Annotated in this window: 22 protein-coding genes; 4 read left to right on the top strand and 18 right to left on the bottom strand. The window is 53.4% G+C overall.

Annotated elements, in window-relative coordinates; all coding sequences use genetic code 11:
• Window positions 1-23 precede the first annotated feature (23 nt).
• Genes ilvB through HQN87_RS09215 form a run of 4 tightly spaced genes read right to left on the bottom strand, consistent with a single transcriptional unit; the run spans window position 24 to window position 5,555 of the window.
• Entirely contained in the window at window positions 24-1,700 is a 1,677-nt protein-coding gene (gene ilvB, locus HQN87_RS09230) for a biosynthetic-type acetolactate synthase large subunit (protein ID WP_173131028.1), read from the bottom strand.
• Between the two features lie 30 nt (window positions 1,701-1,730).
• Window positions 1,731-2,747 carry a GTP 3',8-cyclase MoaA gene (gene moaA / locus HQN87_RS09225; protein WP_173131025.1) on the bottom strand — a complete coding sequence of 339 codons (1,017 nt, stop codon included), beginning with the start codon at window positions 2,745-2,747 and terminating at the stop codon, window positions 1,731-1,733.
• A gap of 25 nt (window positions 2,748-2,772) precedes the next feature.
• On the bottom strand, window positions 2,773-4,023 hold the full coding sequence (locus tag HQN87_RS09220; RefSeq protein WP_173131022.1) for a molybdopterin molybdotransferase MoeA: 1,251 nt from the start codon (window positions 4,021-4,023) through the stop codon (window positions 2,773-2,775).
• A gap of 41 nt (window positions 4,024-4,064) precedes the next feature.
• Window positions 4,065-5,555 (bottom strand): nitrate/nitrite transporter, encoded by a 1,491-nt coding sequence (locus tag HQN87_RS09215; protein WP_173131019.1) that lies wholly within the window; start codon window positions 5,553-5,555, stop codon window positions 4,065-4,067.
• 269 nt (window positions 5,556-5,824) lie between these two features.
• Here HQN87_RS09215 and HQN87_RS09210 point away from each other — a divergent pair, with 269 nt between their 5' ends.
• On the top strand, window positions 5,825-6,730 hold the full coding sequence (locus HQN87_RS09210; RefSeq protein ID WP_173131425.1) for an Rpn family recombination-promoting nuclease/putative transposase: 906 nt from the start codon (window positions 5,825-5,827) through the stop codon (window positions 6,728-6,730).
• 88 nt (window positions 6,731-6,818) lie between these two features.
• Here the strand turns inward: HQN87_RS09210 and HQN87_RS09205 are convergent, their stop codons facing one another.
• From HQN87_RS09205 to HQN87_RS09170, 8 genes are read right to left on the bottom strand one after another with little or no spacing between them, the layout of a single operon-like run.
• Window positions 6,819-7,346 (bottom strand): hemerythrin domain-containing protein, encoded by a 528-nt coding sequence (locus tag HQN87_RS09205; RefSeq protein WP_173131016.1) that lies wholly within the window; start codon window positions 7,344-7,346, stop codon window positions 6,819-6,821.
• A gap of 24 nt (window positions 7,347-7,370) precedes the next feature.
• Entirely contained in the window at window positions 7,371-8,018 is a 648-nt protein-coding gene (locus HQN87_RS09200) for a response regulator transcription factor (RefSeq protein WP_173131013.1), read from the bottom strand.
• Between the two features lie 7 nt (window positions 8,019-8,025).
• Window positions 8,026-9,090 carry a sensor histidine kinase gene (locus HQN87_RS09195; RefSeq protein ID WP_254075438.1) on the bottom strand — a complete coding sequence of 355 codons (1,065 nt, stop codon included), beginning with the start codon at window positions 9,088-9,090 and terminating at the stop codon, window positions 8,026-8,028.
• Window positions 9,090-9,548, bottom strand: coding sequence for a GAF domain-containing protein (locus HQN87_RS09190; protein WP_173131010.1), 459 nt, complete (start codon window positions 9,546-9,548; stop codon window positions 9,090-9,092). The genes HQN87_RS09195 and HQN87_RS09190 overlap by 1 nt, the downstream gene beginning before the upstream one ends.
• A 53-nt stretch (window positions 9,549-9,601) precedes the next feature.
• A complete protein-coding gene (narI, locus tag HQN87_RS09185) occupies window positions 9,602-10,288 on the bottom strand; it encodes a respiratory nitrate reductase subunit gamma (RefSeq protein ID WP_173131007.1) in 687 nt (228 codons plus the stop codon).
• Window positions 10,285-10,851, bottom strand: coding sequence for a nitrate reductase molybdenum cofactor assembly chaperone (gene narJ, locus HQN87_RS09180; RefSeq protein ID WP_173131004.1), 567 nt, complete (start codon window positions 10,849-10,851; stop codon window positions 10,285-10,287). Before narJ ends, narI begins: the two co-directional genes overlap by 4 nt.
• Window positions 10,844-12,415: a nitrate reductase subunit beta gene (gene narH / locus HQN87_RS09175; protein WP_173131001.1), complete on the bottom strand. Its 1,572-nt coding sequence runs from the start codon at window positions 12,413-12,415 to the stop codon at window positions 10,844-10,846. The genes narJ and narH overlap by 8 nt, the downstream gene beginning before the upstream one ends.
• Window positions 12,405-16,079, bottom strand: a complete 3,675-nt coding sequence (locus HQN87_RS09170) for a nitrate reductase subunit alpha (protein ID WP_173130998.1) — start codon at window positions 16,077-16,079, stop codon at window positions 12,405-12,407. Before HQN87_RS09170 ends, narH begins: the two co-directional genes overlap by 11 nt.
• Before the next feature lie 315 nt (window positions 16,080-16,394).
• Between HQN87_RS09170 and HQN87_RS09165 the strand changes: the two genes are divergently transcribed.
• A complete protein-coding gene (locus tag HQN87_RS09165) occupies window positions 16,395-16,811 on the top strand; it encodes a hemerythrin domain-containing protein (RefSeq protein ID WP_173130995.1) in 417 nt (138 codons plus the stop codon).
• Here the strand turns inward: HQN87_RS09165 and HQN87_RS09160 are convergent.
• The gene (locus HQN87_RS09160) at window positions 16,720-17,256 is read right to left on the bottom strand and encodes an RrF2 family transcriptional regulator (RefSeq protein WP_173130992.1); all 537 of its coding nucleotides are present in this window, start codon (window positions 17,254-17,256) and stop codon (window positions 16,720-16,722) included. The genes HQN87_RS09165 and HQN87_RS09160 overlap by 92 nt on opposite strands.
• Window positions 17,257-17,843: 587 nt before the next feature.
• Between HQN87_RS09160 and hmpA the strand changes: the two genes are divergently transcribed.
• Window positions 17,844-19,025: an NO-inducible flavohemoprotein gene (gene hmpA, locus HQN87_RS09155; RefSeq protein WP_173131420.1), complete on the top strand. Its 1,182-nt coding sequence runs from the start codon at window positions 17,844-17,846 to the stop codon at window positions 19,023-19,025.
• A gap of 85 nt (window positions 19,026-19,110) precedes the next feature.
• On the opposite strand, the gene HQN87_RS09150 is transcribed toward hmpA, so the two are convergent.
• Window positions 19,111-19,491, bottom strand: coding sequence for a DUF488 domain-containing protein (locus HQN87_RS09150; protein ID WP_173130989.1), 381 nt, complete (start codon window positions 19,489-19,491; stop codon window positions 19,111-19,113).
• Window positions 19,492-19,686: 195 nt separating this feature from the next.
• Between HQN87_RS09150 and HQN87_RS09145 the strand changes: the two genes are divergently transcribed.
• On the top strand, window positions 19,687-20,631 hold the full coding sequence (locus HQN87_RS09145; protein WP_173130986.1) for an NAD(P)-dependent oxidoreductase: 945 nt from the start codon (window positions 19,687-19,689) through the stop codon (window positions 20,629-20,631).
• 21 nt (window positions 20,632-20,652) lie between these two features.
• Here the strand turns inward: HQN87_RS09145 and HQN87_RS09140 are convergent, their stop codons facing one another.
• From HQN87_RS09140 to HQN87_RS09125, 4 genes are all read right to left on the bottom strand, one after another.
• A complete protein-coding gene (locus tag HQN87_RS09140; RefSeq protein WP_173130983.1) occupies window positions 20,653-21,318 on the bottom strand; it encodes a serine/threonine protein kinase in 666 nt (221 codons plus the stop codon).
• Window positions 21,319-21,775: 457 nt separating this feature from the next.
• A complete protein-coding gene (locus HQN87_RS09135) occupies window positions 21,776-23,617 on the bottom strand; it encodes an ABC transporter substrate-binding protein (RefSeq protein ID WP_173130980.1) in 1,842 nt (613 codons plus the stop codon).
• Between the two features lie 78 nt (window positions 23,618-23,695).
• Complete coding sequence (locus tag HQN87_RS09130; protein WP_173130977.1) at window positions 23,696-25,204, bottom strand: ABC transporter permease; 1,509 nt, start codon at window positions 25,202-25,204, stop codon at window positions 23,696-23,698.
• 15 nt (window positions 25,205-25,219) lie between these two features.
• Window positions 25,220-26,659, bottom strand: a complete 1,440-nt coding sequence (locus HQN87_RS09125; RefSeq protein ID WP_173130974.1) for an ABC transporter permease — start codon at window positions 26,657-26,659, stop codon at window positions 25,220-25,222.
• Window positions 26,660-26,705 lie beyond the last annotated feature (46 nt).

Raw genomic sequence — 26,705 nt, 5'->3', positions numbered from 1 at the left:
CTTCATGTCCGCCAGTCTATTGTCTACTCTACGATCATATCCTGATTGCTGGAGCCGGGCGGCACAATAGGATAGACATTGCTCTCCTCGGTGATATCGAATTCCATCACGACCAGCCCCTCTGTGTGCAGCGCAAGCTGGATAATCTGCTCCGCTTCAGCCAGCGTACGTGCCCGGAACCCGTGGGCGCCGAAGGACTTCGCCAAGGCCACGAAATCCGGCGAGCTGATCCGCACCGAGGAATACCGCCGGCCCAGAAACAACTGCTGCCATTGTCTGACCATCCCCAGATATCCGTTCTTAAGGATCGCCACCTTGACATTCAGGCCATGGTCCACGGCCGTCATGATCTCCTGCATATTCATCTGAAAGCTGCCGTCCCCTGTAATACACACCACATCGCGTTCCGGAAAAGCAACGGCAGCGCCTATTGCAGCAGGCAAACCGTACCCCATGGTGCCCAGCCCGCCGGAGGTCAGGAAGGACCGGGCTTCCGAGAATTCATAATGCGTCGCCGTCCAGATCTGATGCTGGCCGACATCCGTGGCAATAATCGCATCGCCTGCGGTAGCCTTTTGAAGGCAGCGGATCACTTCCTGGGGAGTCAGCTTAGCCTCCTGTTCCCGGCTTGACTTCACCGGGCGATGGAGCCAGGTCATAATCTGCTGATCCCAGGCTGAACGCTCCGCGGTATGTACCTGTTCCCGGATTCCTCTAAGCAGCTCCTCGCATGAGCCGTTTACCGCAAGATCTACAGGAATGTTCTTGTTCAGCTCCGAGGTGTCCAGATCCACTTGGATTTTGTAGGAGCCCGGGGAGAACGCCTTCCGCTTACCCGTTACACGGTCACTGAACCGTACTCCGAGACATAACACCACATCGGCACCCTGCAGCGCACGGTTAGCAGCCACTGTTCCATGCATCCCGACCATGCCCAGATGCCGGGGATGTCCCGAGGGGAACGCTCCGAGACCCATCAGCGTACTGGCTACAGGAAGGTTATGCCGCTCGGCGAATTCCCTCAGGAGTGCAGGGGTATCTCCCTGCATGCAGCCTCCGCCGGCGAGAATCAGCGGACGCTCCGCGCGGCTCAGCCGCTCTGCCGTAAGCATGATATCCGCAGGGTCAATGGACGGATCGGGCTGATAGCCTCTTATGCTTGGCGGGACACTCTGTGCCGCTGCCCCATTCTCCCCGGTGTACGCTGCATTCATGACATTCTTCGGCAGATCAATCAGGACCGGACCCGGTCTTCCTGTGGTCGCTACATGGAAGGCTTCGTGTACGATCCTGGGAAGATCGGCAATGTCCCTGACAATATAATTATGCTTGGTGACCGGCATGGTCATTCCGTAAATATCCACTTCCTGGAAGCTGTCCAGACCAATGAGATCAGTGGCTACCTGGCCGGTAAGCACAATCAACGGAACAGAATCCATGAATGCTGTGGCAATGCCGGTGACCGCATTGGTGGCTCCGGGACCACTGGTTACGAGGGCCACCCCCGGACGCCCCGTGGCTCTTGCATATCCGTCCGCTGCATGGACCGCAGCCTGCTCATGCCGGACCAGCACATGCTGAATCCGGTCATTATCATATAGCGCATCATATAAAGGCAATACGGCTCCGCCGGGGTAGCCGAACAGGGTCTCCACTTTCTTCCCGATCAGCAGCTCAATCAGCAGCTCTGCTCCGTTCATAGGTACGATTCGCCTCCTGTCATGCAAAAATTATCCTCCAATATAGGACATGCCAATCTTGGCCTTGCTTCTGCGGGTCTTCTCCGTCCGTTCGTCGGAATAACGGTCGCTGCGCTGTTCCCATACCTGCCTGATCGCTGCCAGCAGACTTGCATCACTGGCCCCCCTGCGCAGCATGGTCCTGAGGTCGAAGCCCTCAGAAGCAAACAGGCAGGTATACAATTTGCCGTCGGAAGACAGCCGGGCCCGCGAACAGGTGGAGCAGAAGGATTCGGACACGGAGGTGATGAAGCCGACCCCGCCCGCACTTCCCTGATAGCCATAACGCTGTGCGACTTCGCCGGTGTAATTCTGCTCCAGGGCTTCCAGCGTATAGACGTTTTGCAGCTGCTGCAGTATTTCTTTTTTGGTAACGACCTTATCATAGCTCCAGCCGTTATCGTTGCCGGCATCCATGAATTCGATGAAGCGCAGCGTGATCTTCCGCTTCTTGAAGTAGGCGGCCATCGGCAGAATCTCCGATTCGTTCACGCCTCGTTGGACGACCATATTCACTTTGACCTCGAACCCGGCGGCGGCCGCCTGATCAATCGCCTGGAGAATGCTTCCCGGCTTGAAGCCGCGCCCGTTCATTCTGCCGAACAGTTCAGGGTCCAGGGCATCCAGGCTGACATTCAGCCTGCGCAGGCCCGCCGCGTACAACGGCGCCGCCTGTCTGCCTAGCAGGACCCCGTTCGTCGTCAGTCCCATATCCTCTACACCGGGCGTAGCGGAGATTCGGGTGACCAGCTCAGGCAGATTAGGCCGCATCAGCGGTTCGCCTCCGGTCAGGCGGATTTTGCTGACACCCAGCGAGACGAACAGCCTGGTCAACCGGCAGATTTCATCGAAGGTAAGCAGCTCGCTGGCCGGGAGGAAGGCATAATCCTCACCGAATATCTCCTTCGGCATGCAGTAGGAGCAGCGGAAATTGCACCGGTCGGTGACCGATATCCGCAGATCATGGATAGGCCGCCGCAGCTGATCCTGTAGTGGATGAGTATTCATGTGCGTCTATCTCCTTCCGGTAGCCTTACAGTCCCCATTCATCCGTGCCTTCTTCAGCGCCCAGCAGCAGGACATCCACCTTGTCACCTGAAGCATAACCTCTTGTCCCGCCCGGCAGCACGATCAGGGAGTTCCCGCGTGCAATCGACGATACTGCACCCGACTTATTGAAGCCGGCGGGCCGTACCGTGGTCCCGTCATAGACCGCCCGGATGAACCGGGTGAACGGATTGGCCTTCGGCACATCCTCTGCCAGCAGGGCCGTCGTATGAGGCAGATACAGGTTGTCCGCTCCCATCATCCGGAGCAGGGCAGGTCTGACGAACAGCTCGAAGCCGGTGAAGCACGCCGAAGGATTGCCGGACAGTCCGAACAGGAAGGTATCCCCGGCAACTGCCACTGTTGTCACGCTGCCCGGGCGCATCGCCACCTTGTTGAACAACACCTCAGCCCCGAGGCGCTTGTAAATCTCCGGCAGGTAGTCATAATCTCCAACCGACACTCCGCCCGTTGTGATCAGACAGTCGGTTTCAGCCATGGCCCGGCGGACTGTCAGCAGGCAATCTTCGAGCTGGTCCGCTTCCGTATCATACATCCGGTAAGGGATCCCCATCCGGGCAAGCTGGGCGGCAATCATCGGCCCGTTGCTGTTACGGATTTTGCCGGGGACCAGGGGTGCATTCACAGCCAGCAGCTCTGTTCCCGTAGACAGAATCCCTACAACCGGCCGTCTCCCCGTCTCCACCTCCGCGTAACCGAAGGTAGCAAGCAGCGCAATCACCCCGGGATGAATGAAGCGGCCTGCCGGAATCACCATTTCCCCTGCCTGCATATCCTCACCCTGCAGAGACAGATTCTCCTGCGGTGCAAAAGCCTTGCGGATCGTAAACGTCTGCCCCGTGGACACGGCCTGCTCAAACATGACTACCGCATCCGCCCCATCCGGCAGCGCTGCCCCCGTCATCAGGCGGACCGCTTCATGGCGGCCGATCACAGCCTGTGAGACTTCCCCGGCGCCGATATGATCCACCACCGTGAAGCTGACCCGGCTGCTGCCGGAAGCACCGGCAGAATCTGCCGAAGCAATAGCATATCCGTCATACGGGGAACGGGTGAAATGCGGAACATCATGGGTTGCCGTGAGCGGCTGCGCCAGTATGCGTCCATAACTTGCGTCAAGCGGGACTCTCTCTGTACCTGTGCGGCATACTCTATCGGTAATCCGGAATACAGCTTCTGCTACAGTAACCGGCGTTCTCGTCTTCTCCACCTTCATCTGCTCCTAACCCGGTGCCGGACTGGATACCCAATCCCCGTCTATTTCTGCGTAATATCACTGAAGGTGCCTACATAACGGACATCTTCCCCTGTCTCATCCTTCACTGCGCTGATATTCAGCCACTGCAAATATTCTTCTCCGCTCTTGCGCCTGTTCCAGATCTCACCCTGCCACATCCCCTTCTCCTTGACCTCTCTCCACATCGCGCGGTAAAAATCCTTGGATTGGCGGCCGGACTTCAGCAGGCTGGGCTGTCTGCCCAGCACTTCTTCTTCGGTATAGCCGGTGAGCTTCGTGAAGGCCGGGTTAACCGTCTTGATATGACCGGATACATCGGTAACCAGAATCCCCTGACCGGTTGAATTGAACACTTCAGAGGTAAGGGCCAGACGGTCCTGGAAATACAGCCATACCACCAGCACCAGACTGGCAAGCGCCACCTGGGAGAGCAGCATGAACCCGATGGAGTATTGTCCGGTCGCCGCATGAATGACCGACAGCATAATCGGAGGGAAAAATCCGCCCAGACCGCCCATCATGGACACAATTCCGTTGGCAATTCCCGCCTGCTTGTTGAAGTACAGCGGAACCAGCTTGAAGATGACCCCGTTACCGATTCCCGCACTTACCGCTATCGCCAGGCACCCTGCTGTGTATAAGCCCATGTCCGGCATGAAGGCCAGAATAATGGCTGCAACCGTATAGATACTGAAGGTGAAGATTAGCAGGAACAAAGGCTGGAACTTGTCGGCCAGCCAGCCTCCGATCGGACGGAAGAAGGTGGCTACTGCAATGAAGCCGGCGGTACGCATCCCGGCATCCACTTTTTCCAGACTGAAATTGGAGACCAGAAAGTTCGGCAGATAAATGGTAAACGCCACGAACGAGCCGAAGGTAATGAAATAGAACAGAGAGAAAAGCCAGAGCTTCTCGTTCCTGGATACGCCTTTGATCTGCTCGATAATCGGTGTTCTGAGCTTAGGCTCCTGACGGTCCCCGAAGAAGAAGTTCAGGGCGATGAAGACCAGTAACAGAATCAGATACATTTTGACAGCAGGGGCCCAGCCGATCTGTGCAGCCACGATGGGGGCCGAGAAGGTCGTGACCGCCGTTCCGATATTCCCGATGCCATAGATTCCGTTGACCAGGCCATGCTTCTCCTTGGGATAATACTTCGGCAGAGAGGTTACGCCTACCGAGAATACAGCCCCGCCGACACCCAGGAACAGCCCTCCGATAATCAGATGAGTGACCGAGGACGCTTCACTGATGAAGTAGACGGGGAACAGCAGCAGGATAAAACTGGACATAAAAATAATTCGCGCTCCCAGAATATTCGCATAATAGCCTAACGGAATTCTTAGAACCGAGCCAAGCACAACCGGAATGGCCGTAACCATGGCCAGCCGCCCTGGAGGGATGCTGATATCCTCCGAAATAAAGGGCATCAGGGAAGAGATAATCACCCACACCATGAATCCGGTAATCAAGTTTAAGGTTTGCAGGGGCAATTGCATTTTTCTAATCATTCGACTCACCTTTTCGCCGTTTTTTCTTGTGATTTATGCCTATAGATACTTCTGTACTCATTGTATCCGCCGTTCCCCGGCTCAGATATAGGGGAGTCCCCTTTCCCTGACAGGGTAAACCCTGAAAAAATAACGCCACCTAATTGACTGTATGCATTACAGAGTTTTAGGGACAGAATAGCATTATGTGTGTGTATACAAAAAGGCTGATTTTGTCTACAACGCGTAATTCTGCCATGATATAATAAGCCTATTAGATTGGAGTGATAATAGTGGAATTGCTCGATGCAAGGAACGACTTTATCTTCAAGAAAATATTCGGCAGTGAAAACAACAAAGATGTGCTTTTAGCCTTTCTTAACAGTACTTTTATGGAGTCCGGTGAACCACCGTTGACTGAGATCATATTAATGAATCCTTATACAGATAAAGATGCTCCGGCTGAAAAGCAGTCCATACTGGACATCAAGGCGAAAACGGCAGAGGGCAAGCGGATCAACATCGAAATGCAATTGTTCAATCCTTACAATATGGAGAAGCGGACACTTTTTTACTGGAGTGAGATGTACTATCACCAAATTCAAAAGGGCGACGATTACAGCCAATTGAAAAAGTGTGTTACGATTAATATATTGAACTACTCCTGCCTACCGAATGACCGCCATCATAATGTCTTTCGCCTTCGGGAAGATCATACCGGGATTCCGCTTAACAATGATCTAGAGATTCATGTGATGGAATTAACAAAGCTCGAGGAGCAGGTAATACCGTTAACAAGCGGTTTAATCAACTGGTTATTATTCCTGAAGGGTGTTGAACAACCAAACTGGGAGGTGCTGACCATGAATGAACCCATGTTAAAAAAAGCAATGGATACACTTGAATTTCTGAGCCAGGATGCCGCTACACGTATGGAGTATGATGCCCGGATGAAGTATTTGCGTGACGAGGCTTCACGGATGAACGGTGCTAAAGCGGAAGGACGTGCGGAAGGACGTGCGGAAGGAATTGCTGAAGGAATTGCGGAGGGAATTGCTAAGGGTGAACAAAAAAAGGCAGAAGCCATAGTACTTGAACTTCTTGCGCTTGGAGTAGAAACCTCAGTTATTCTTAAAGCTTCAGGTCTCACAGAACAACAAATCTTAAGGTTGAAATCACAGATGGGGAAGCACTGACCGAACCTCCTGTTGAAAAAGTATAAATTCTCCTATTATCAAAAGTATCAAAAAGCCGCCCAATGGAATTGGAGCGGCCTGTTTTTTGTCACGTAATCAGCGTATTTAACTGTTTATTTAAACGTTCCTTATCCTTCGCGCTCAACTGGGTCTCGCCCATCGGAAAGATCACCGTCTCTTCTTTGACAAAATGCACCGTCAGCACCTCAAAGGCCTCCCCCGCATCCTGAACGGCTGAACGGATCGCCTCAAGCGTCATCTGGTCTATATCCCCCTCGGAGTGATGCAGGAAATGCCCGATATATCCGTCAATTTCGCGGTGCTCCTCCTGGATGCCGGCCAGCGGTCCTTGCTCAAAGCCGATATAATTACCCAGCAGCGGGAAGAAATGCGTTTCTTCCTTCCCGGTATGCTTCTTCAGCGGCTCCACGAACTCCAGGATCGCCTGCCGCAGCTTATGGAGCCGGGTCCGGGCCTCTTCCAGAGCGAGCGGCTCCTGCTCATACCACAGCACGAGCTCATGCCATTCCTCCATCAGAAAAGATAAATAGCGGTGTTCATTCTCAAGGATACGCATCGCGGGCAGCGTAAACCTGAGGCCTGTATGTTCCGGCATACAGCTAACCCCTCCCGTTGCCGGTCAGAAATCCAGCATTTTTTTCCTCAAAGCATATTCGACCAGCTCCGGCCGGCTTTTAAGGTTTAACTTCTCCATAATTTTGGCTTTGTGGGCTTCCACGGTCTTCACGGAAATGAAGAGCTTCTCGGCGATCTCCTTATTCCCGTATCCCTTGGCAATGAGCGGCAGAATCTCCAGCTCCCGCTTGGACAACAGCTCGAACAGGTCCTCGGTCCCGGCGGTCTTCTCCTGCTTAATGAACTCGCGGACCAGCGACGTAGCCATCTTGGGATGAATATAAGTGCCGCCTTCATAGATAGTCCGGATGGCCAGCAGCAGCTCCTCGTCCGGCGCACTCTTGAGCACATAACCGGAGGCCCCGTTCTTCAGGACATGGAAAAGATATTCATCATCGTCATGCATCGTGAGAATCAGAATTTTGGTATCGGGATAATCCTCTTTGATCTTGCCGGTCGCGGTCAGCCCGCTTTCTCCCGGAGGCATACTTAAATCCATGATCAGAATGTCCGGCCGGAACTTGGCTACCATGGTATAAGCTTCCCTGCCGTCAGCCGCCGCTCCGATCACTTCAATGTCATCCTGGAAATTGAGAATCATGGAGAATCCGCTGCGAACAATTGCATGGTCGTCTGCAATGACGATCTTCATCAGAAGCTCATTCCTTTCCTTGGGCCATTCCTACCGGCACCTGCAAAACAATTCGGGTCCCCTTGCCCAGCTGTGAATCCACACTGAAGGTGCCGCCCACCAGCTCTGCCCGTTCCTGCATCCCGAACAGGCCAAGGCCGGTTCCCGCAGGCTCGTCTCCCGGATGGAAGCCGATGCCCTCATCCTCAACCCGCAGCAGCAGGATGCCGCCGGTCTCAGTAAGCGAGACCCTGACGCTGTCCACCTGGGCATACTTCAGGGCGTTCAGCACAGCCTCCTGGCATACCCGGTACATGACCGTCTCGATTTCGCTCCCATACCGCTTCTCCGAGAGCCGGGATTCATATTCAATCAGCAGGCCGTAGGTTTGTTCCACCCGCTTGAAGTGGGAGCGGAAGGCCGCCTCCAGCCCGAAGTCATCCAAGGCAGCCGGTCTAAGCTCTACCGAGAGGTTGCGGATATCATTCAGCAGCCGGGTCATGGACACTTCGGTTTGCTTCATCTTCTTCAGCAGCCCGTCGTCGGCTGTCATATATTTCAGCACACGCAGATCAATCACAGCACTCATCAGCTCTTGCGCAACGCTATCATGCAGTTCACGGGAGATCCGCTTGCGTTCATTCTCCTGGGCCTCAATAATATGCTTCATCATCTTGTTCTGGTAGAACTTCTCCTGCGTCTTGAACTGCCTCGTCAGATCCCTGAGCATGAAGATTCTGATCCCGTTCTCTTCATCTATAGTGTGGAAGGTTGCCGCATAAGGGACAACCCCCTTGTCCCTAGTCTCCAGATAGACTTGATACGAGGTGAACTCCTCCAAGTCCGGTGTATGAAAATAACAATTCAGGCAGGTACGCAGCTCCGTCTCACTGGTATATCCCCGGCAGGTTCCGCAGAGTGCTTCAGGATTCCCCTGATACAGCTGCTTCAGAACATCCTTGTCGACGATGGCTTCGGCAGCCGGATTCATGGCCAAGGCTTTCCCTTCCCGGTCAAAAAAGAACATCGCTTCCGAGCTGTTCTCGAACAGCTTCGTCATGAGCGTGCTACGCAAATCCGTTCCGGATATCATCAACTGAGCAACAATTCCTTCCCGTTCAAGTCTCCAATCCCCCTCCGCGCTACCGCTTCCAGGTCTCTAAGCATTTCAGCGGTTACCTGCTGTTCACCCCTGAAGCCGCCCAGAAGCACGCCTGCCACACGGGCATCATTCCACATCGGCACAGCCCCGATGCTGTTCAGATTCTCTATCTTGGTGATGGGATAATTGAATAAGGTATCGGCCTTCACTACGAGCTTCACAGACGGAATCAAGAACGGCTTACCGGTCTTGAATACGATTCCTGCAATCCCTCTGCCGGACTGCAGCACAATCCGTTTGTAACGGTCACTGATATTGCCTGAGGCGTATTTCCACCGGATCACATAGTCATATTCCGCCGGTTCGGCGAACGCCAGCGACATGAAGTCATACCCCAGGGCTATGCGGATCTGGTCAAGCTTGTTTTGGTAATCCACCTGATTCATCATCGCTTTCTCTCCTCGGATAGAACAGGGAAAGAAGTCCACGCTGCTCTCTTCCGTTAATTTGATTTATTTCTTCTGTATAGGATATAACTTCTGCCTACATAATTCAACGGAACGCTCCAGACATGGACCAGCCGGGTGAACGGCCAGAAGGCAAAGATTGCGAACCCTGACAGGATGTGAAGCTTGAAGGAGAAGGGCACTCCGCTCATCAGCGACGGGTCCGGCCGGAACAGGAACAAGCCGCGGAACCACACAGATATCGTATCCCGGTAATCGAACTCCGGCTGTACCACATTCGTGACAATAGTGGAGTACATCCCCATGAATACAATGAACAGGAGCAGCGAGTTGACAATCAGATCGGAGGCGCTGCTGAGCCGGCGGACATTCTTCAGTGTGAAGCGCCGTGAGGTCAGAATCAGCATCCCGAGCAGGGTAGCCGCACCGAAGATTCCTCCGATGTATACTGCGCCAATGTGGTACAGATGATCACTTACGCCTACGGCCTCCAGCCAGGATTTTGGAACGGCTAGCCCGCCGATGTGGCCGAGAATGACCGGCATGATGCCGAGATGGAACAGAATGCTGCCGAATTTCAGCTGTTTTTTCTCAATGAATTCACTGGATTTGGCCGTCCAGTTGAACTGATCCTTCCGGTAGCGGGCAATATGACCGCCGACAAACACCACCATACACATATAAGGGAAAATAACCCATAAAAACTGACCCGCCATATTCATTGACTCAGGGCCTCCTGTTCCGCACAAGCTTTGAAGGTATTACGCAAACCTCTAACCAGGTGATAATAAGGACTTTCATTACGCTCCAGCGCCGTGAGCAGATGATACGTGCCATCCTCCAGCACCGCAATCAGCATCCGGAAGTTCTCCGGCGCGCCTGGGATATCCAGCCACTCCGCGGCATATAGAAATTCGCACATCAGCGGCAAATAATCAGGCAGCTCACTCTCCGGCATGATTAGGCCGAACATTTCATACAGAAGCTTCAGCTTGGCGAGCATTTGCCCGCGTTCCTTGGCCTCCTCAAATTTGAAATAGGTCATATAGAGCGCACAGTCCTTCTGGAAATCAAAGGTAGCTGCATAATTCTCCTGAATCTCTTCCAGGCTGAAGCTCTGCATCTGCTGCCAATAGGTCTGCACATGGGCATAGCCCGGGTGATGGGGGTCAAACGCCTCTTCCAGCAGAGCCGGATGGAAATCCAGCTTCTCCGGGTACATGAGCTGCAGGGCGAAATAACCGAAGGATTGCTTATAATGATGCAGTTTGATCAGATCAATCACGCCAGATCCCCCCGTAGAAATTCTCTTCATACATCTCCTTGCCCGTCTTCATGGCATCACCGGAAGGGCTGGCCGGTCCGCAGCCGTCACAGCCGGAGCCGGAGCCCATATCGCCCATCCCGTTGCCGTAACCGGCTGAGCCTTGGGCACGGTAAGGGTTCATGTGCTGCTCCTTATGGGAGGTCGGGATAACGAAACGGTCTTCGTACTTGGCGATTGCGAGCAGCCGGTACATTTCCTCCGTCTGCTGTGCGGTCATACCGACCCGGTCAAGACGGCTGAGATCGAACTCCTGGCCGGTGGACTGGGCGCGCATATAGGAGCGCATCATCGCCATCCGCTGCAGAGCTTCCTTCACAGTCTCCGTATCGCCGGCTGTCAGCATGTTCGCCAGGTACTGGATAGGCGTACGCATCTCTTCGATCGCCGGGAAGATCATATCGGGATTCTTCAGCGAATCCTTGCCTTCAAAGTAATTCATGATCGGGCTAAGCGGCGGGACGTACCATACCATCGGCAGGGTCCGGTATTCCGGGTGAAGCGGGAAGGCCAGCTTGTGCTCAATCGCCAGCTTGTAGACCGGCGAGTTCTGGGCAGCCTCCAGCCAGTCCTCGGAGATGCCGTCTTTTCTGGCCTGAGCCATAATCTCCGGATCATGCGGATTCAGGAACAAATCACATTGTGCCTTATACAGATCCTTCTCGTCCGGGGTGGACGCCGCCTCAAGCACCTTGTCGGCATCATACAGCAGCACCCCGAGATAACGGATACGGCCGGTGCAGGTCTCGGAGCATACCGTTGGCAGACCTGCCTCCACACGAGGGAAGCAGAACGTGCATTTCTCCGCTTTGTTCGTCTGCCAGTTGAAGTACACCTTCTTATACGGACAGCCTGTCATACAATATCTCCAGCCGCGGCAGGCCTCCTGGTCCACGAGGACAATGCCGTCCTCATCCCGTTTGTACATCGCGCCTGAAGGACAGGACGCCACGCAGCTCGGGTTCAGACAATGTTCGCACAGACGGGGCAAATAGATCATGAAGGATTTCTCGAAGTTGAACTTGATCTCTTCCTCGATCTTCTGAATGTTCGGGTCAAGCGGCCCGGTAACATGTGCGCCTGCCAGATCATCCTCCCAGTTCGGTCCCCATTCCAGGTCCATCTTCTCGCCCGTTACAGCAGAGTGGGCCCGTGCTACCGGGGAATGCTTCTGCTCCCCTGCATTCGTCAGATGCTCGTAGTTGTACGTCCACGGCTCATAATAATCCTTCATTTCCGGCATGTCGGGGTTGTAGAAAATCTTGCCAAGCGCGATCTTGGACAGCTTATTGCCGGATTTCAGCTCCAGCTTGCCCTTGCGCAGCTGCCAGCCCCCCTTGTACAGCTCCTGGTCTTCCCAGCGCTTCGGATAACCGATGCCCGGCTTCGTCTCCACATTGTTGAACCACATATATTCCGCACCCTTGCGGTTCGTCCAGGTCGTCTTGCAGGTCACGCTGCAGGTGTGGCAGCCGATGCATTTATCCAGATTCATTACCATTGCCACTTGCGCTTTAATTTTCAAGCCAGTTGACCTCCTTCATTTTGCGGACGGCTACGTAGACATCACGCTGGTTGCCGATCGGACCGTAGTAGTTGAAGCCGTAGCTGAGCTGGGCATATCCGCCGACCATCTGGGTTGGCTTCAGATGAATCCGGGTTGGCGCATTGTGGCTTCCGCCGCGCGTATCCGTAATCTCGGAGCCCGGCACCTGAATATGCTTATCCTGGGCGTGATACATGAACATGGTGCCTCTGGGCATCCGGTGACTGACAACCGCTCGTGCCGTGACGACACCGTTACGGTTATAGACTTCAAGCCAGTCGTTGTCCGCAATGTCATGGGCTGCTGCATCCTCATTATTGATCCACACCGTCGGACCGCCGCGGAACAATGTCAGCATGTGCTGGTTGTCCTGATAGGTTGAATGGATATTCCATTTCCCGTGTGGTGTCAGATATCTCAGGACCAGCGCATCCATCCCGCCCTTCACTTCCTTGTCGCGCGGCCCGAAGACCATCGGAGGCAATGTCGGCTTATAGACCGGCAGTGCTTCGCCGAACTGCTGGAAGATCTCATGGTCAATGTAGAAATGCTGTCTTCCCGTCAGGGTGCGGAACGGAACGAGACGTTCGATATTCGTAGTGAACGGTGAATAACGCCGCCCTTGCTTGTTCGAGCCGCTGAATACCGGTGTCGGAATCACTTCGCGCGGCTGGGCGGTGATACTCTGGAACGTAATTTTCTCGGCGGCCCGGTCTGCCGAGATGTCGCGGAGCTCTACACCTGAATCCTGTTCTGCCGCAGCATAGGCCTTCTGGGAGACGCGGCCGTTGGTGGCTGAAGACAGATGAAGAATGGTATCCGCAGCCTGACGGGCGGTTTGCAGCTTCGGCAGTCCGTTTTTGATGGTTTCATCGTAATGCACGCCGCTGATCTTCTTAAGCTCCTCATATTCCTCAGCGACAGAGAAGCTGATGCCGTGCGCGCCGGCCTTACCGGTTGCCAGATTCGGTCCTAGCGAAGTGTATTTGTCATGAATCTGGGTGTAATCCCGCTCCACAATGGTGAAGTTCGGCATAGTTTTACCCGGAATGGCCGGCACTTCGCCCTTGGTCCAATCCTTGACCAGACCCATCGGCTGTGAAATTTCACTGATGGAGTCATGGCCCAGCGGAGACATCACCACATCTTTATAGACGCCAGGGAGCTGCGACTTCGCCATCTCGGAGAATACCTCTGATAATTGGCGGTAGATATCCCAGTCGGAACGGGATTCCCAGAGCGGATTCACGGCCGGATTGAACGGATGGACGAACGGATGCATGTCGGTGGACGACAGATCTGTTTTCTCATACCAGGTTGCAGCAGGCAGGACAATATCTGCATACAGCGGCGTAGTCGTCATCCGGAAATCCAGGGCCACCATCAGATCCAGCTTGCCTTCCACATCCCCGCGCCAGACAATCTCCTCCGGCTTCTGCTCTTCATTCGGCTCCGCCAGCAGACCGTCCGAGGCTCCGAGCAAATGCTTCATGAAGTATTCCTGGCCTTTGGCAGAGCTTGAGATCAGGTTCGAGCGCCAGATGAACAGGGAACGGGGGAAGTTCTCCGGTGCGCCGGGATCTTCCACAGCAAAACGTGTCTTCCGCGAGGTGATCTCTTCCACGGTGTGGCTGATAATCTCACTGTTCGTCTTCTTGCCCTGCTGCGCAGCTTCCTCGGCGAACAGCAGGCTGTTCTTGTTAAATTGCGGGAAGGAAGGCAGCCAGCCAAGACGCGCAGCCAGAACGTTGTAATCCGCCGGATGCTGGTAAGCTACATCCCCGCCTGTCGGCGATTTCAGTGAATCGGTACCGCTCTCCTCATAACGCCACTGCTCTGTGGCAAAGTAAAAGAACGAGGTTGCGTTCTGCTGCCGCGACGGCCCCTGCCAGTCCTTGGCAAACGCAACGGTTGACCAGCCCTCAATCGGACGGCATTTCTCCTGGCCGACATAATGGGCCCAGCCGCCGCCGTTCACGCCCTGGGAGGCGGTCAGTACGACCAGATTCAGGATGGAGCGGTAGATGGTATCACTGTTGAACCAGTGGTTGATGCCTGCACCCATGATAATCATGGAGCGCCCGCCCGTCTCAATGGAGTTCTGGGCAAACTCACGGGCAATCTGAACGACAACACTTGCCTTCACGGTGGTAATCTTCTCTTGCCAGGCTGGAGTGTAATGGGACAGTTCATCCTCATACCCCTTGGCGTTCAGCAGACTGTCTCTGCGCTTAATGCCGTATTGGCTCATCATCAAATCGTATACGGTGGCTACATAACGTTCTGTACCGTCCGCAAGCTTCATCTTCCGGGCCGGAATGATCCGGCTGAACGTGCCGTTACCGGCATTGTCGAAATACGGGAACACGATTTCCGTCCATTCTTCCCCATGGCCTTCCATGGTCAGGGCCGGCTCGACCCTGCTGCCGTCCTCCCGCTCCAGAATCAGGTTCCACTTCTTGCCCTCTTCCCAGCGCTGCCCCATCGTACCGTTCGGAACCATCATCTCACCTGTAGCCTCATCGAAGATGACCGGCTTCCAGTCTGAATGCGGGGAGGCATCTCCAAGATCGCTCGCCCGCAGGAACCGTCCGCCCTTCAGGTGATCCTCATGGGGATCAAGCAGAATCAGGAACGGCATGTCGGTATACTGCTTCGCATAATTCAGGAACATCGGCTCCTGGCGTTCCTGGTAGAATTCCTGCAGGATGACATGCGTCATGGCCTGGGCAAGCGCTGCGTCCGAACCGGGATTTGGTGCCAGCCAATTGTCGGCAAATTTGACGTTCTCGGCGAGATCCGGGGCTACCGACACGACCTTGGTTCCTTTATAACGCACTTCGGTCATGAAGTGGGCATCCGGCGTCCGGGTAAGCGGTACGTTCGAGCCCCACATCATCAGGTAACCGGCGTTGTACCAGTCCGAGGATTCCGGGACATCCGTCTGCTCGCCCCAAATCTGCGGCGAAGCCGGAGGAAGATCGGCATACCAGTCATAGAAGCTCAGCATTTGACCGCCCAGGAGCGAGATGAACCGCGCACCTGAAGCGTAGCTGACCATCGACATGGCCGGAATCGGGGTGAACCCGGCGATACGGTCGGGACCGTACTTACGGATCGTATAGATCAGCTGTGCCGCGATCAGCCGCAATGCGTCGTCCCAGGCTACCCGGACATGACCGCCTTTGCCGCGCGCCTTCTTATACAGGCTGGCCTTCCCGGGATCTTCCACAATACTGGCCCAGGCATCGACATAATTGTCATGCTCCTGGAGCGCCGTCTGCCACAGCCGCCACAGCTTCCCCCGGATATAAGGGTACTTCACGCGCAGCGGACTATATTCGTACCAGGAGAAGGTGGCTCCGCGGGGACAGCCGCGCGGTTCAAACTCCGGCATGTCCGGTCCGCAGGACGGATAGTCGATCTGCTGGTTCTCCCAGGTAATGATTCCGTTCTTCACGAACACCTTCCAGCTGCAGGAGCCTGTACAGTTGACCCCATGGGTGGTGCGTACTACTTTATCGTGAGACCAGCGCTGGCGGTACATGTTCTCCCAATCTCTATTTTTCTCTTCAAGTATGGACCAGTTCCCGGAATAGCTCTCCACCGGCTTAAAAAAGTTAAGGCCGAATTTCTTCTTCATGTATCCAGAACACTCCTTTTCCGCGAATCTATTCAATTAATCTCATTATGGATCTACCCGGCCGCGCTTCCCATTAGGGAAACACCTATTGAACCTCGGGAATTCCCTCGATCTCAGCCCACAGCAAACAAGCCTTTCCCGCTGAGGAGAAAAGCTGTGATTCTGCATGGTACCTGCCGGGCAGGGGTCCCCATTAGGGAGTTCCCTCTTTATCCCCGGGGGAAGCTCTTAGCGGGAATTCCACTGCAGCCCTATGTGTTATACTGTGGAACATATGAAATCTTATAGGTGCAATACATGGGAGGATGAATAAGGATGTCAGGACCCTCACTGCGCCAGCTGCACGCCCATCATGCCATACATCAGGGCGGGCTCTCCGGTGCTGTAGCCAAGACAGAAGAAGTGGAAGAACTGCTGGAGATGAAGGAAGCCGAAGTGGCCCGCCAGGCGGCGGACCACCTGATTGAGTACTGGGAGACGCGGATTCTCAGCCATGCCGATGCGGAAGAAGACGGCTTTTATCAGGAGATGATTGCGAAGAATCCGGACCTGGAGGCACCCGTTATCCGGCTGAAGCGGGATCATGAGCTATTGCGGATCATCGTACAGGATGTCAAAGCCATGCTGGCGGAAGAAGGGCTTACTCCTGCGGTGCTTCACCAATTCCACGCGCTGCTGGTAGTGAATGCGATTCATAGCCGGGATGAGGAACGTCTTCTGTTCGGGGAGTAGCATGGCTGCTGCTCTCCTGCAGAATGGCACGCAGATCATCTCTATTCATTAACAGATCCTCAAGCGTATACTCGCCCAGTACCTGCAGATAGGCGTTCAGGGCTTTGCTCAGCACGCCTTTGAGTCTGCATACCGGGGAGATCGGACAACTGCCGCCTGCAGGCTGGAAGCATTCGACGAGATAGAAATCATCCTCCATCCGGCGCACGACCTCCCCGATATTGATCGTCTCCGGCGCAAGCGCCAGCCTGATCCCTCCCCCGCGCCCTCTGACCGTTTCAATATAACCCGCCTTGCCGAGCTCATGCGACACCTTCATCAGATGATTCTTGGAGATGCCATAAGCACTGGAGATATCCTGTATAGTAGTCAGCTCTTCCCGCTGCTTCGCTCCGAGATACATGAGGATGCGCAAGGAGTAGTCGGTATATAACGTCAGCCTCATTCTCTTCTCTCCATTCTGTTTACAAATGCAATGCTGTCAACGGATTTCTGCCGCGAACAGCGGCTTCCATCAAGTCGATGTCATACGGACAGAAACAGCGTCCAATCTAGAAGGAAGTTGAGCAAGTCCCCCAGCAACAAAACAAGCAAGTGGAAAAAGGTAGTTTAATTTCTCGATTTCTGCCGATTATACGAAAGCAAGTGAAAAAACAGCATCTATATAACGCCGATTGGGCCACTTTGGATGAATCGTGAATAATTAAGTGCTGTTTATCCATCTGCTGGCCAGCCAGGACTCTTCCAGAGATCAGCAAGTGGAGAAAATCCACCTGTTATGCCCTCCCGTCGAAACTACGGAACCAACCATACCCTCCATCCAACTATACCACGCCATCTAACATCCCGGCTTGTGCACGTATAGCCAACAAGCGAAGAAGAAGATAGCGTGTTTCGCCTCAAGTAAGTGATATTTTTTACAGAGGATATCATATTATTTGTCCATTTTGTTAAAGTGGTATTTTAAATATATCTTTTATCTTAAAAAGCGTATATATTAATTTTGTAATATATGGAGAGGGGATGATTGATATTTTATCACAACACACTCGTGACATTGTCAAATCCACAGCGCCAGTCCTGGCGGAACACGGCACTACGATTACAACGGTGTTCTACCGGAATCTGTTCGAAGCCCACCCGGAACTGCTGAATGTGTTCAACCACGCCAACCAGGCGCAAGGCCGCCAGCAGGCAGCACTGGCCAATGCGGTCTACGCCGCAGCAGTCCATATAGACAACCTGGAGAACATCCTTCCGGCGGTAGTCCAGATCGCGCACAAGCATGTCAGTCTCGGCATCAAGCCGGAGCATTACCCGATTGTCGGGGAATTCCTGCTGAAAGCCATCAAGGAAGTGCTGGGCGACGCAGCTACGGATGAGATCCTCAGTGCCTGGGAAGCGGCTTATGGCGTCATAGCCGATGCGTTCATCGGCGTCGAAGACAGCATGTACAAGGAAGCGCGCGAACAGGACAATGGCTGGAACTTCTTCAAGCCTTTTACCGTTGTGCGTAAGGTTCAGGAGAGCGGCAGTATCACCTCGTTCTACCTGAAGCCGGCGGACGGCTTAGGGGTACCGGATTACAAGCCGGGCCAGTACATCTCGATCCGTGTGCTGATTCCCGGAGAGCAATACACCATGATCCGCCAATACAGCCTGTCGCAGGCTCCCCGGGCAGATGAATTCCGTATTTCCGTGAAGCGTGAAGAGACGAATGATCCGAATGGTGTGGTTTCCGTCTATCTCCATAACCAGGTGAATGAAGGAGATACTGTTGAGGTAAGCGCACCGGCCGGTGAGTTCCTGCTGGATACGGCCGCAACCACACCTGTAGCCTTCATCTCCGGCGGCGTAGGTATTACCCCCATGATGAGCATGTTCGAGACCGTTGCAGCTGTAACACCGGACCGCAAGACCGTATTCCTGCATTCTGCAAGGAATGAAGCGCTCGCCGCTTTCGTTAAGGATATTGAGAAACACGCTGCGGCCATGAGCAATGTACAGACCAGAACCTTCTACTCCGGCGGCCCGGATGGCGTCATCACTGGCGAAATCCTGAAGAGCTATGTAGATGTTACCGGAGATGCTTACGTATGCGGCCCTGTTCCTTTCATGGAAGCGATGATCGGAGAACTGCGGGCGCTCGGGATGAAGGAAGAGCAGATTCATTACGAGTTCTTCGGACCCGCCCTTCAGCTAAGCAACGCGTAGAACCGATTTAATAAAAACACACGGGCCGCCTGCCGAATTCTTAACGATTCGGAGGCGGCCCGTGTGCTTTTTAACGGGAGATCAGTCATTCATAAAGTACATTCGCATGGTTATGGATAGGGTCCTTCGCGGCATAGACCAGCGTAACCTGCTGCTTAACTGCCCGCTCCCGGATAGACTCAGCAAGTCTTACACATTCAGGATTCTCCTCCAGCTCCACTGTATAACGGTCCTTGAATACCGCGAACCGCTCCGGCAGGTGGCCGAACCACCGGCGCAGCTCCGGGCTTGGAGCAATCTCCTTCATCCACTCGTCTATCGCAGCCTGCTGTTTCGTAATTCCGCGCGCCCATAGCCTGTCCACCAGTATCCGGTACCCGTCCTCTGGCGCCGCAGGCTCATATATCCGCTTCAGACCTATAGCATATGGGGCTTCGGCGGCCTTGCGGCCGGAATGCTTCAACATTCAGTATCCCTCCTGACAACCACTAAATGCACTCAATATACCATGGAGCCTATGATCTGCCTACGCCCAGCCCCGTATATTCCTTCTCCATCGCAGATGGTATCGGTATTTGATTTTACAACATTAACCTGTAGGTTTAAAATTATCATTAATACTAATTCCGATCCTCCATGGGCTAAGAAAGGTGGTTAAGTAATGAAGATTCTGATCGTTGGCTATTTTAATGAGTCTGCACAATCAAATATTGTAAGGTATTTCCCGCAAGACTGGAACGTTGTGGTTGTCCCGCCCGAGGAAGAAATGCTGCATCATATTAAAGATTGCCAGGTGCTCATCCCTGAACATATTAAAGTGGATCACAGCCTGCTGGCTAACGCCCAAGAGTTAAAATTGGTTCAGACGGGTGCTGGATTTGATAATGTAGATATCCCTGCCTGTACACAGCTCGGGATCTGGGTGGCCAATGCTGCCGGAGTGAATGCACAGGCAGTGGCCGAACACGTAATGGCACTGATCTTGTCTTATTATAAAAACATACCGTTTCTTGATAGCTTCATGAAAAACAAGCGGGATGAACATCAACTGGACTATACAGGGAGTGAATTACAAGGCAAAACGATTGGAATTATCGGTCTGGGTGCTATCGGCAAAAAAGTAGCTGCGTTTTGCAGGGCTTTTGATATGAATGTGCTGGCTTATGCGAGACATGCCGTTCCTCAGTCTGACGGTTTGGTGAACATGACAGATTTAGATACTCTTCTAAGCTCATCGGACATCGTCAGTGTACATGTACCTTTGACTCCGCAAACCAAACAGCTGATCAACAAAGAGGCATTCCAGAAAATGAAGAATACCAGTCTGTTCATCAATACAGCCCGCGGCGGGATTGTCCATGAAAGAGACTTGATGGATGCCTTGAAAAACGGGGAGATTTCAGGCGCATGCCTGGATGTGTATGAATCAGAACCGCTTCCTATGGACAGTGAGCTCCGGAATCTGGGTAATGTGATCCTTACTCCTCATACCGCAGGAATGCCGGATGGCCGTAAATTCCATAAAAAAAGATATGATTTCTTCATTAATAACATAAAACGTGTAGACAATGGTGAAGAGCCTGAAAGCAAGCTCAATCAGTTATAATAGCTTCGGGTGCAGTAAAAGCTACTTTTTCAAATGCGTTAACCAGTTGCGCCACTGCTTCCGCCGCCGCCATAGCCGGTAACCCCTGCGGACCGTCTCCAGGACCAGCCGGGGAACCGGAAACATCCAGCGGGAGGCCACCGGCCGGTACAACTGGTAATACGCCTTCTTGTAATCCTCCCACATGCTGCAATCCTCTTGCTTCAGGAAATCGGATACGTCCACAATCAGGCCGCGGCCGTCTTGAAGCATTACATTCTTGGCATGGACATCATGCGGATGAAGCCCCTGTGCTCTGGCATACTGAAGGGCCTTGTCAATATCCTCTATCGCCTGTTCCGTGATCAGAATTCCCTGTTTCATAGAATCGTAGAAGGTTACCCCGTTCAGCCGCTTCAAGACCAGGAAGCCCGGTCCGGTATAATAGCATTCAGAGAATGCAGGATGGGGGCCGAGACGGCGGTACACCTCAGCTTCTTCCTCAAGGCCCGGCCTGCCCGGAGCATAGACCTTCACCGCATACTCCGCAGCCCCCGGATGATAAAAGACAGCGGCATAATTCCCGGTCCCGAGAAGCCTCCAGGGCTTGGGTACGCTGCGGACCTGCACCGGCTCCTGCGGATCAACACTTTCTACGATTACCTTGTCCAGCAGTTCACCTGTGATCTGCTCCAGCAGCTTCTCCATTTCTACTCACCCCGCAGCTCTGTTCAATTGTTACTCTATCCGTCTAGTTTACGACAAAACAAGAGAATCAGCTAATTCGTCTCCGCTCCCTACAACAAGCAAGTGGAAAAAGGTATCCTAATTTGTTGATTTCGGCGGATTGTGGGTAAGCAAGTGGAAAAACAGCATCTGCTATTGATGGTTTTCGCTACTTTAGGTGAACTGGAGTTAGCTAAGTGCTGTTTTTCCAACTACTGACCCAGCAGCTCCTATTCGCTCATCAGTAAGTGTAGGAAATCCAACTAAACCAACTATTTCCGTTCTATAGCAACCGGCTTGCCCATTAGGCGGTACAGCAAATTCTAACGGGCACGCTCAACAAAAAAAGGGCTGTCCCCATCAGCCATATCATGACTTTGGGGACAGCCCTCTCTGGATATGAATTGGCTTGAGCCTCAGCCAGGCAGCTTCAGCTCTATTACTTGGCGGCCTGATAAGCGGCCAGGAATTCTTTTACCTTGGCCGGATCGGCCTTCAGTTCATTTCCGGTGTCGATCAGCGGGCTGACCGTGGAGACGGCTTTGATCTTTTTACCCTTATAGAAGGCAAGAATCTCATCCTGATTGATGGAGTAGAGTACAGCCTTGCGGAGATCTGTGCTGTTTGCTACATCGCGGTTCTTGGTGTTGAACAGCAGGTAGCTCATCGCGTTGCTCGGAATGCTCTTCAGCTGCAGCTTGCTGTCCCCTTCCACCACATCATATTTGGTCTCCGGCACACCGTAGTATACATAAATTTCACCGCTGCGCAGAGCGGACAAGGTGCTGTCTGCGTCGGCAATAAAGCGTACATTGACCTGATTGATCAGCGCTTCGTTGTCTGTTCCTTTTTGATAAACCGGGTTCTTCAGGAAGACTCCTTCGTAGTCATTCTTGTAAGACAGAATGTAAGGACCGCTGGTATATAGCTTGTTGTCGTACTTGTCGCCTTCTGTAACGGTATTCTGGTCACCATAAGGGATATCCTTGTTGACATCGAAGGTAGCTACATCATAGGTGTTGATGCTCTCAACCTGCTTCTTGGACACAATACCGGCTGATTGATGCGCCAGATAATTCAGCACCTGCGGAAAAGGCTCGGTCGTCGTCAGCTTGACCACCTGATATTTGCCCTGCTTGTTGTTGGCCTGCTTCTTGTCGCTCACGAGTTCGGAGATTGGCGCTTCAAGCCCCTGCTCCAGCGCTTCCTTGACCGTCCCCTTACCGCCTGCCTGCTTAATGGAGCCGAGTGCGTTCAGGTCAGTGAACACCTCAACCTTGTTGATATGCTCATGCAGACTGTAGGTACGGTGATCCGGCACGGAATCCTTATTCTTGGCACGGTCCAGGGAGAACACGACATCGTCGCCGCCTACACGTTCCCCGGTATCCACCGCTTTTTTATTCTCGATCTTGGCGAAGTTGATGTCGTCGCGCAGGATGAAATAATAGTCCTGATTGCCGTCTGCAATACTATAGTTGCGGGACAGTGAAGCGTCGGAAGTGATTTTATCATCATCCGTCAGATTGACCAGGCGCACATACATATTCGTATTCAGCTGATTGATCGAACCGTCATTTCCTTTGATCGGGTCCAGGGAAGTCAGGTTGGATAACGCCTGGGACAGAATCAGCGGAGTGGTCGCACGTTTGGCAGTATCAATGAAGTCTATATCCTCCCAGGCCAGGGCGCGGGATTTGGACAGTCTCACAGAATCGGCCTTCAGTACCTCTTTGTTGACGGCCTGGCTTTTGAGGGAGATATACAGCGGAGCGATACGGGCTTCATCGAACACCAGACGCTGCTCGAAATCCTTGTATGTCTGCACATATTCTTCCGGCGTCTGCGCGGCTGCTTTGTTAATCAGCGTATCCAGCTCGGCATCGGACTGAATGCTGTAGTCCCCGCCGGTGGTGAACAGCGATCTCACTGCATAATCGGGATTCCCTGTAACGGTAGTCCAGCCGGAGAGCGACACATCGAAGTTGCCTGCATCCTCCTGGGCCTTGAAGCTGGCATAATCGGGCTGAATATTCAGCTTCACGTTGAATCCGTTCTTGGTCAGCTGATCTCTGACAATGTTCAGGTCAGATTCATTGCTGCTCATGCCAAGCACTTCAATATTAACCGGTGTCCCCTCGCCCGCAGGCGCAGTTGCCGGAGCTTCAGAAGAAGATGGTTCAGCCTTATTGCCGGTGCTATCCGATTTGGTTGCTACAGAGCAGCCGCTAAGGATCAGTACCAGAGTCAGCAGCAGAGCCAGTGTGAATTTTGTTTTCATTACAGTTCCCTCCCAGGTGGTATATCTAATTTCTCTATGAAAAACGTCAGCTTCAGACGAATTTTCCAAATTTCCCGTTTAATCCATTTTGGGATCAAGCGCATCGCGCAGCCCGTCGCCGAAGAAGTTGAACGACAGCACCAGGGCAATAATCGCCAGTCCCGGGAAAATCGCCAGATACGAGTTCGTCTCCAGATACGTACTGCCCAGCTTGAGAATATTGCCCCATTCCGGGATATGGGGTTCGATGCCCAGACCCAGAAAGCTGAGGCTGCTGGTGGATATTACCGCACCGCCGATGGTCAGTGTTGCCTTGACGATCATGGGCGCCAGCGAATTCGGAACAATATGCTTGAAAATAATCGACCTGTTGCTTGAGCCGAAGGCCCGCGCCGCATCCACATATTCATAAGTGGAGACCTGCAGCACATTGGCCCGCATGGTCCGGGCGTAGGTCGGGATCGCCCCGACGCTTAACGCCAGAATCAGGTTGACTGTATTGGCACCGAAGGCGGCAATAATCGCAATCGCCAGCAGGATGCCGGGAATGGCATACAGCACATCCAGCGCACGCATAATGATGTTGTCGGTATAACGTCCATAGTAGCCGGATATCGCTCCCAGCGTTCCTCCTAATAGAAGCGGGAGAACCGTAGACATGACCCCGACAATCAGGGAAATGCGCGCCCCGAAAATAATCCGTGTAAACAGGCAGCGTCCGAAATTATCCGTGCCCAGCGGATACGCTAATGACGGCGGCTGCAGAATCAGTGAATAGTTGTTGTCTACCGCCATTCCGTAATCAAAGGTAACATAGCTGCAGACGGAGACGGAGAACAGAAAGGCAATGAACAGCAGACCCAGCATCGCCGTCGTGTTCCGGGTCATCCGCTCCAGCACATCCTCCCACCCGGCTACTGCCGGATTGTCCCGGTTGCGGATTCGGACCAGCAGAATGATGCCCAGGGCCAGCGCGAACAAATTACCGGTCAGCGAGGTGAGGAGCAGCGGATAAGCGATCCAGACCAGCTTCCGGGAGATCTGGCGGCGGCTTACGAATCTGGCCGTAAGCACAACCACGAGCAGATGGAATACGGCTACCGCCAGCAGGACAAACATTCCTGTGAGGAAGGTGTCCGCTACATAAGGCTTGTAGAGGTTCAAGGCCGAGATGCCAATCACGGCTATCTGTGTCAGCAGGGTGTACACGGCCAGGGTGTACTCCGGTGACTTACGCTTCTGGATCAACTGAAGCGCTGCTGTTACCAGGAATACATTGGCAGTCACCAGGCTGAGGAGCTGAATATAACCCAGAGCGCGGGTCCTGGCGCGGATGTCTCCCTTAAGGATAAGGTCCCGGCGAATCAGCAGGGTTACCAGCACCTGGATTAGGGTAAAGATCCCATAGATCAGGCAGGCAATCCCTATATAAGGCTTGAACGCTTCTCTCTCCCAGTCATAACTGCCAAGCAGCAGGACCAGAGTTATGATCAGCGATCCAACCCAGGCGAAGCCTGCCTGCCGGTAATCCTGGGAGGTTGTGAGTCTAAGCTGTGCTGCGCGCCTGTCAGCGTTAGTGTTAACCATGAATGTCACCTGCTATCAGTATTGTTTCATCTTGGACCGGATACGCGGGTCCACAAAAGCATATAGAATATCAATAATGGCATTGATCAAGGAAATGGTGATTGCCGTATAGACCACCCCGCCCATAATGGCCGGAATGTCGGGAATGAACTGCTTATCTACGATGTAGCTGCCCAGCCCGCTGATGTTGAATACCTTTTCTGTAACGGCAGCCCCGCCCAGCATGGCTCCGAATTGAAGGCCGATCACGGTCACAATCGGGATGAGCGCATTGCGTACAGCGTGCTTCAGCAGCACCTTACGTTTGCTTAGCCCTTTGGCGGTTGCTGTGATAATATAATCTTCGTGAATGACCTCAAGCGTGGACGCCCGGGTCATCCGGGCAATCGCTGCCGTCAGGCCTGTTCCCAGGACCACCACCGGCATAATGAAGGTCAGCCAGTTCCCCGGATTGAACGTTGCCGGAAGCCACTGCAGCTTAATGGAGAAGCCAAGGATGAAGACCAGCCCCTGCCAGAAGCTCGGGATCGACAAGCCGATCAGCGCAATCAGCATGAAGGTATAATCGAACCAGGAATTGGGCTTCGCGGCCGAGATAATGCCGATGGGAATGGCAATCCCCACAGCCATCAGCAGGGAGAACAGCGTCAGCTCCAGCGTAACCGGGAATTTGCGTCCGATGGCCGAGACAATCTCTTCATTCCCCGCAAACGATTTGCCGAGGTCGAACATCGCAATTCCTTTGATATTATCCCATAGCTGCACCAGATAAGACTGATCCAGCCCGTATACCCTGTTGAATTCGATGATCTGCGCATCGGTGGCTGTCTGGCCGAGAATATTGACTGCGGGATCGAACGGCGAGATATACAATATGGTGAAGACAAGCACTGCCACGCCGAAAATAACGAATACCGTCATTACTAATCTTTCAAATATGTATTTGAGATACGGGCTGCTATAGAGCCAAATTAACAGATATAGCGGCAGGCCCGGAATGAATGATAACGGTAAAAATAACGGATGCTGCAGCAGTGACCGAAAGGTACTGATAAACGTTGATCTGGTAAGTCCCTGCTCCTGCAGCCTGCGCTCCGCCCGCTGCGCAGCCATATGCTCAAACCGTTCTGCTGTCAGCTTCTGCGCTTCTGCCTCAAGCTCAGTGTCAGTCAGCTGCTGCCCGAAGAATCTGGCCTTGCTCTGCAATTGGTCGGTGAAGTCCGCCTGCAGCTCCTTCTGAAGCCCCGAAGCCAGCAGCTCCTCCCGTGTCTCCCGCAGGACGGAGGTATGGATATCCCCGGCTGTGCGGGTACGGTGAACAAGCAGCGTGAACAGATTAACAGGTGCGCCGAGCACCAGGGCGAAATAACGGTATGAGGCGTTCTGCAGCAGTTTGCCGTAAGCATCACCTATGACCTCTGCGACAGGTATGCCTCCACTTTTTGCCGCCTCCATAGTACCTGTCCTCCTCAATCTTTCATTTTTCATTTTTGAATTTGTA

The sequence above is a fragment of the Paenibacillus tritici genome, assembly GCF_013204885.1.
Taxonomy (GTDB): Bacteria; Bacillota; Bacilli; order Paenibacillales; family Paenibacillaceae; genus Paenibacillus_AQ; species Paenibacillus_AQ tritici.
Note: the sequence above shows the minus strand (reverse complement) of the source record. Positions and strands in the feature narration are given on the sequence as shown.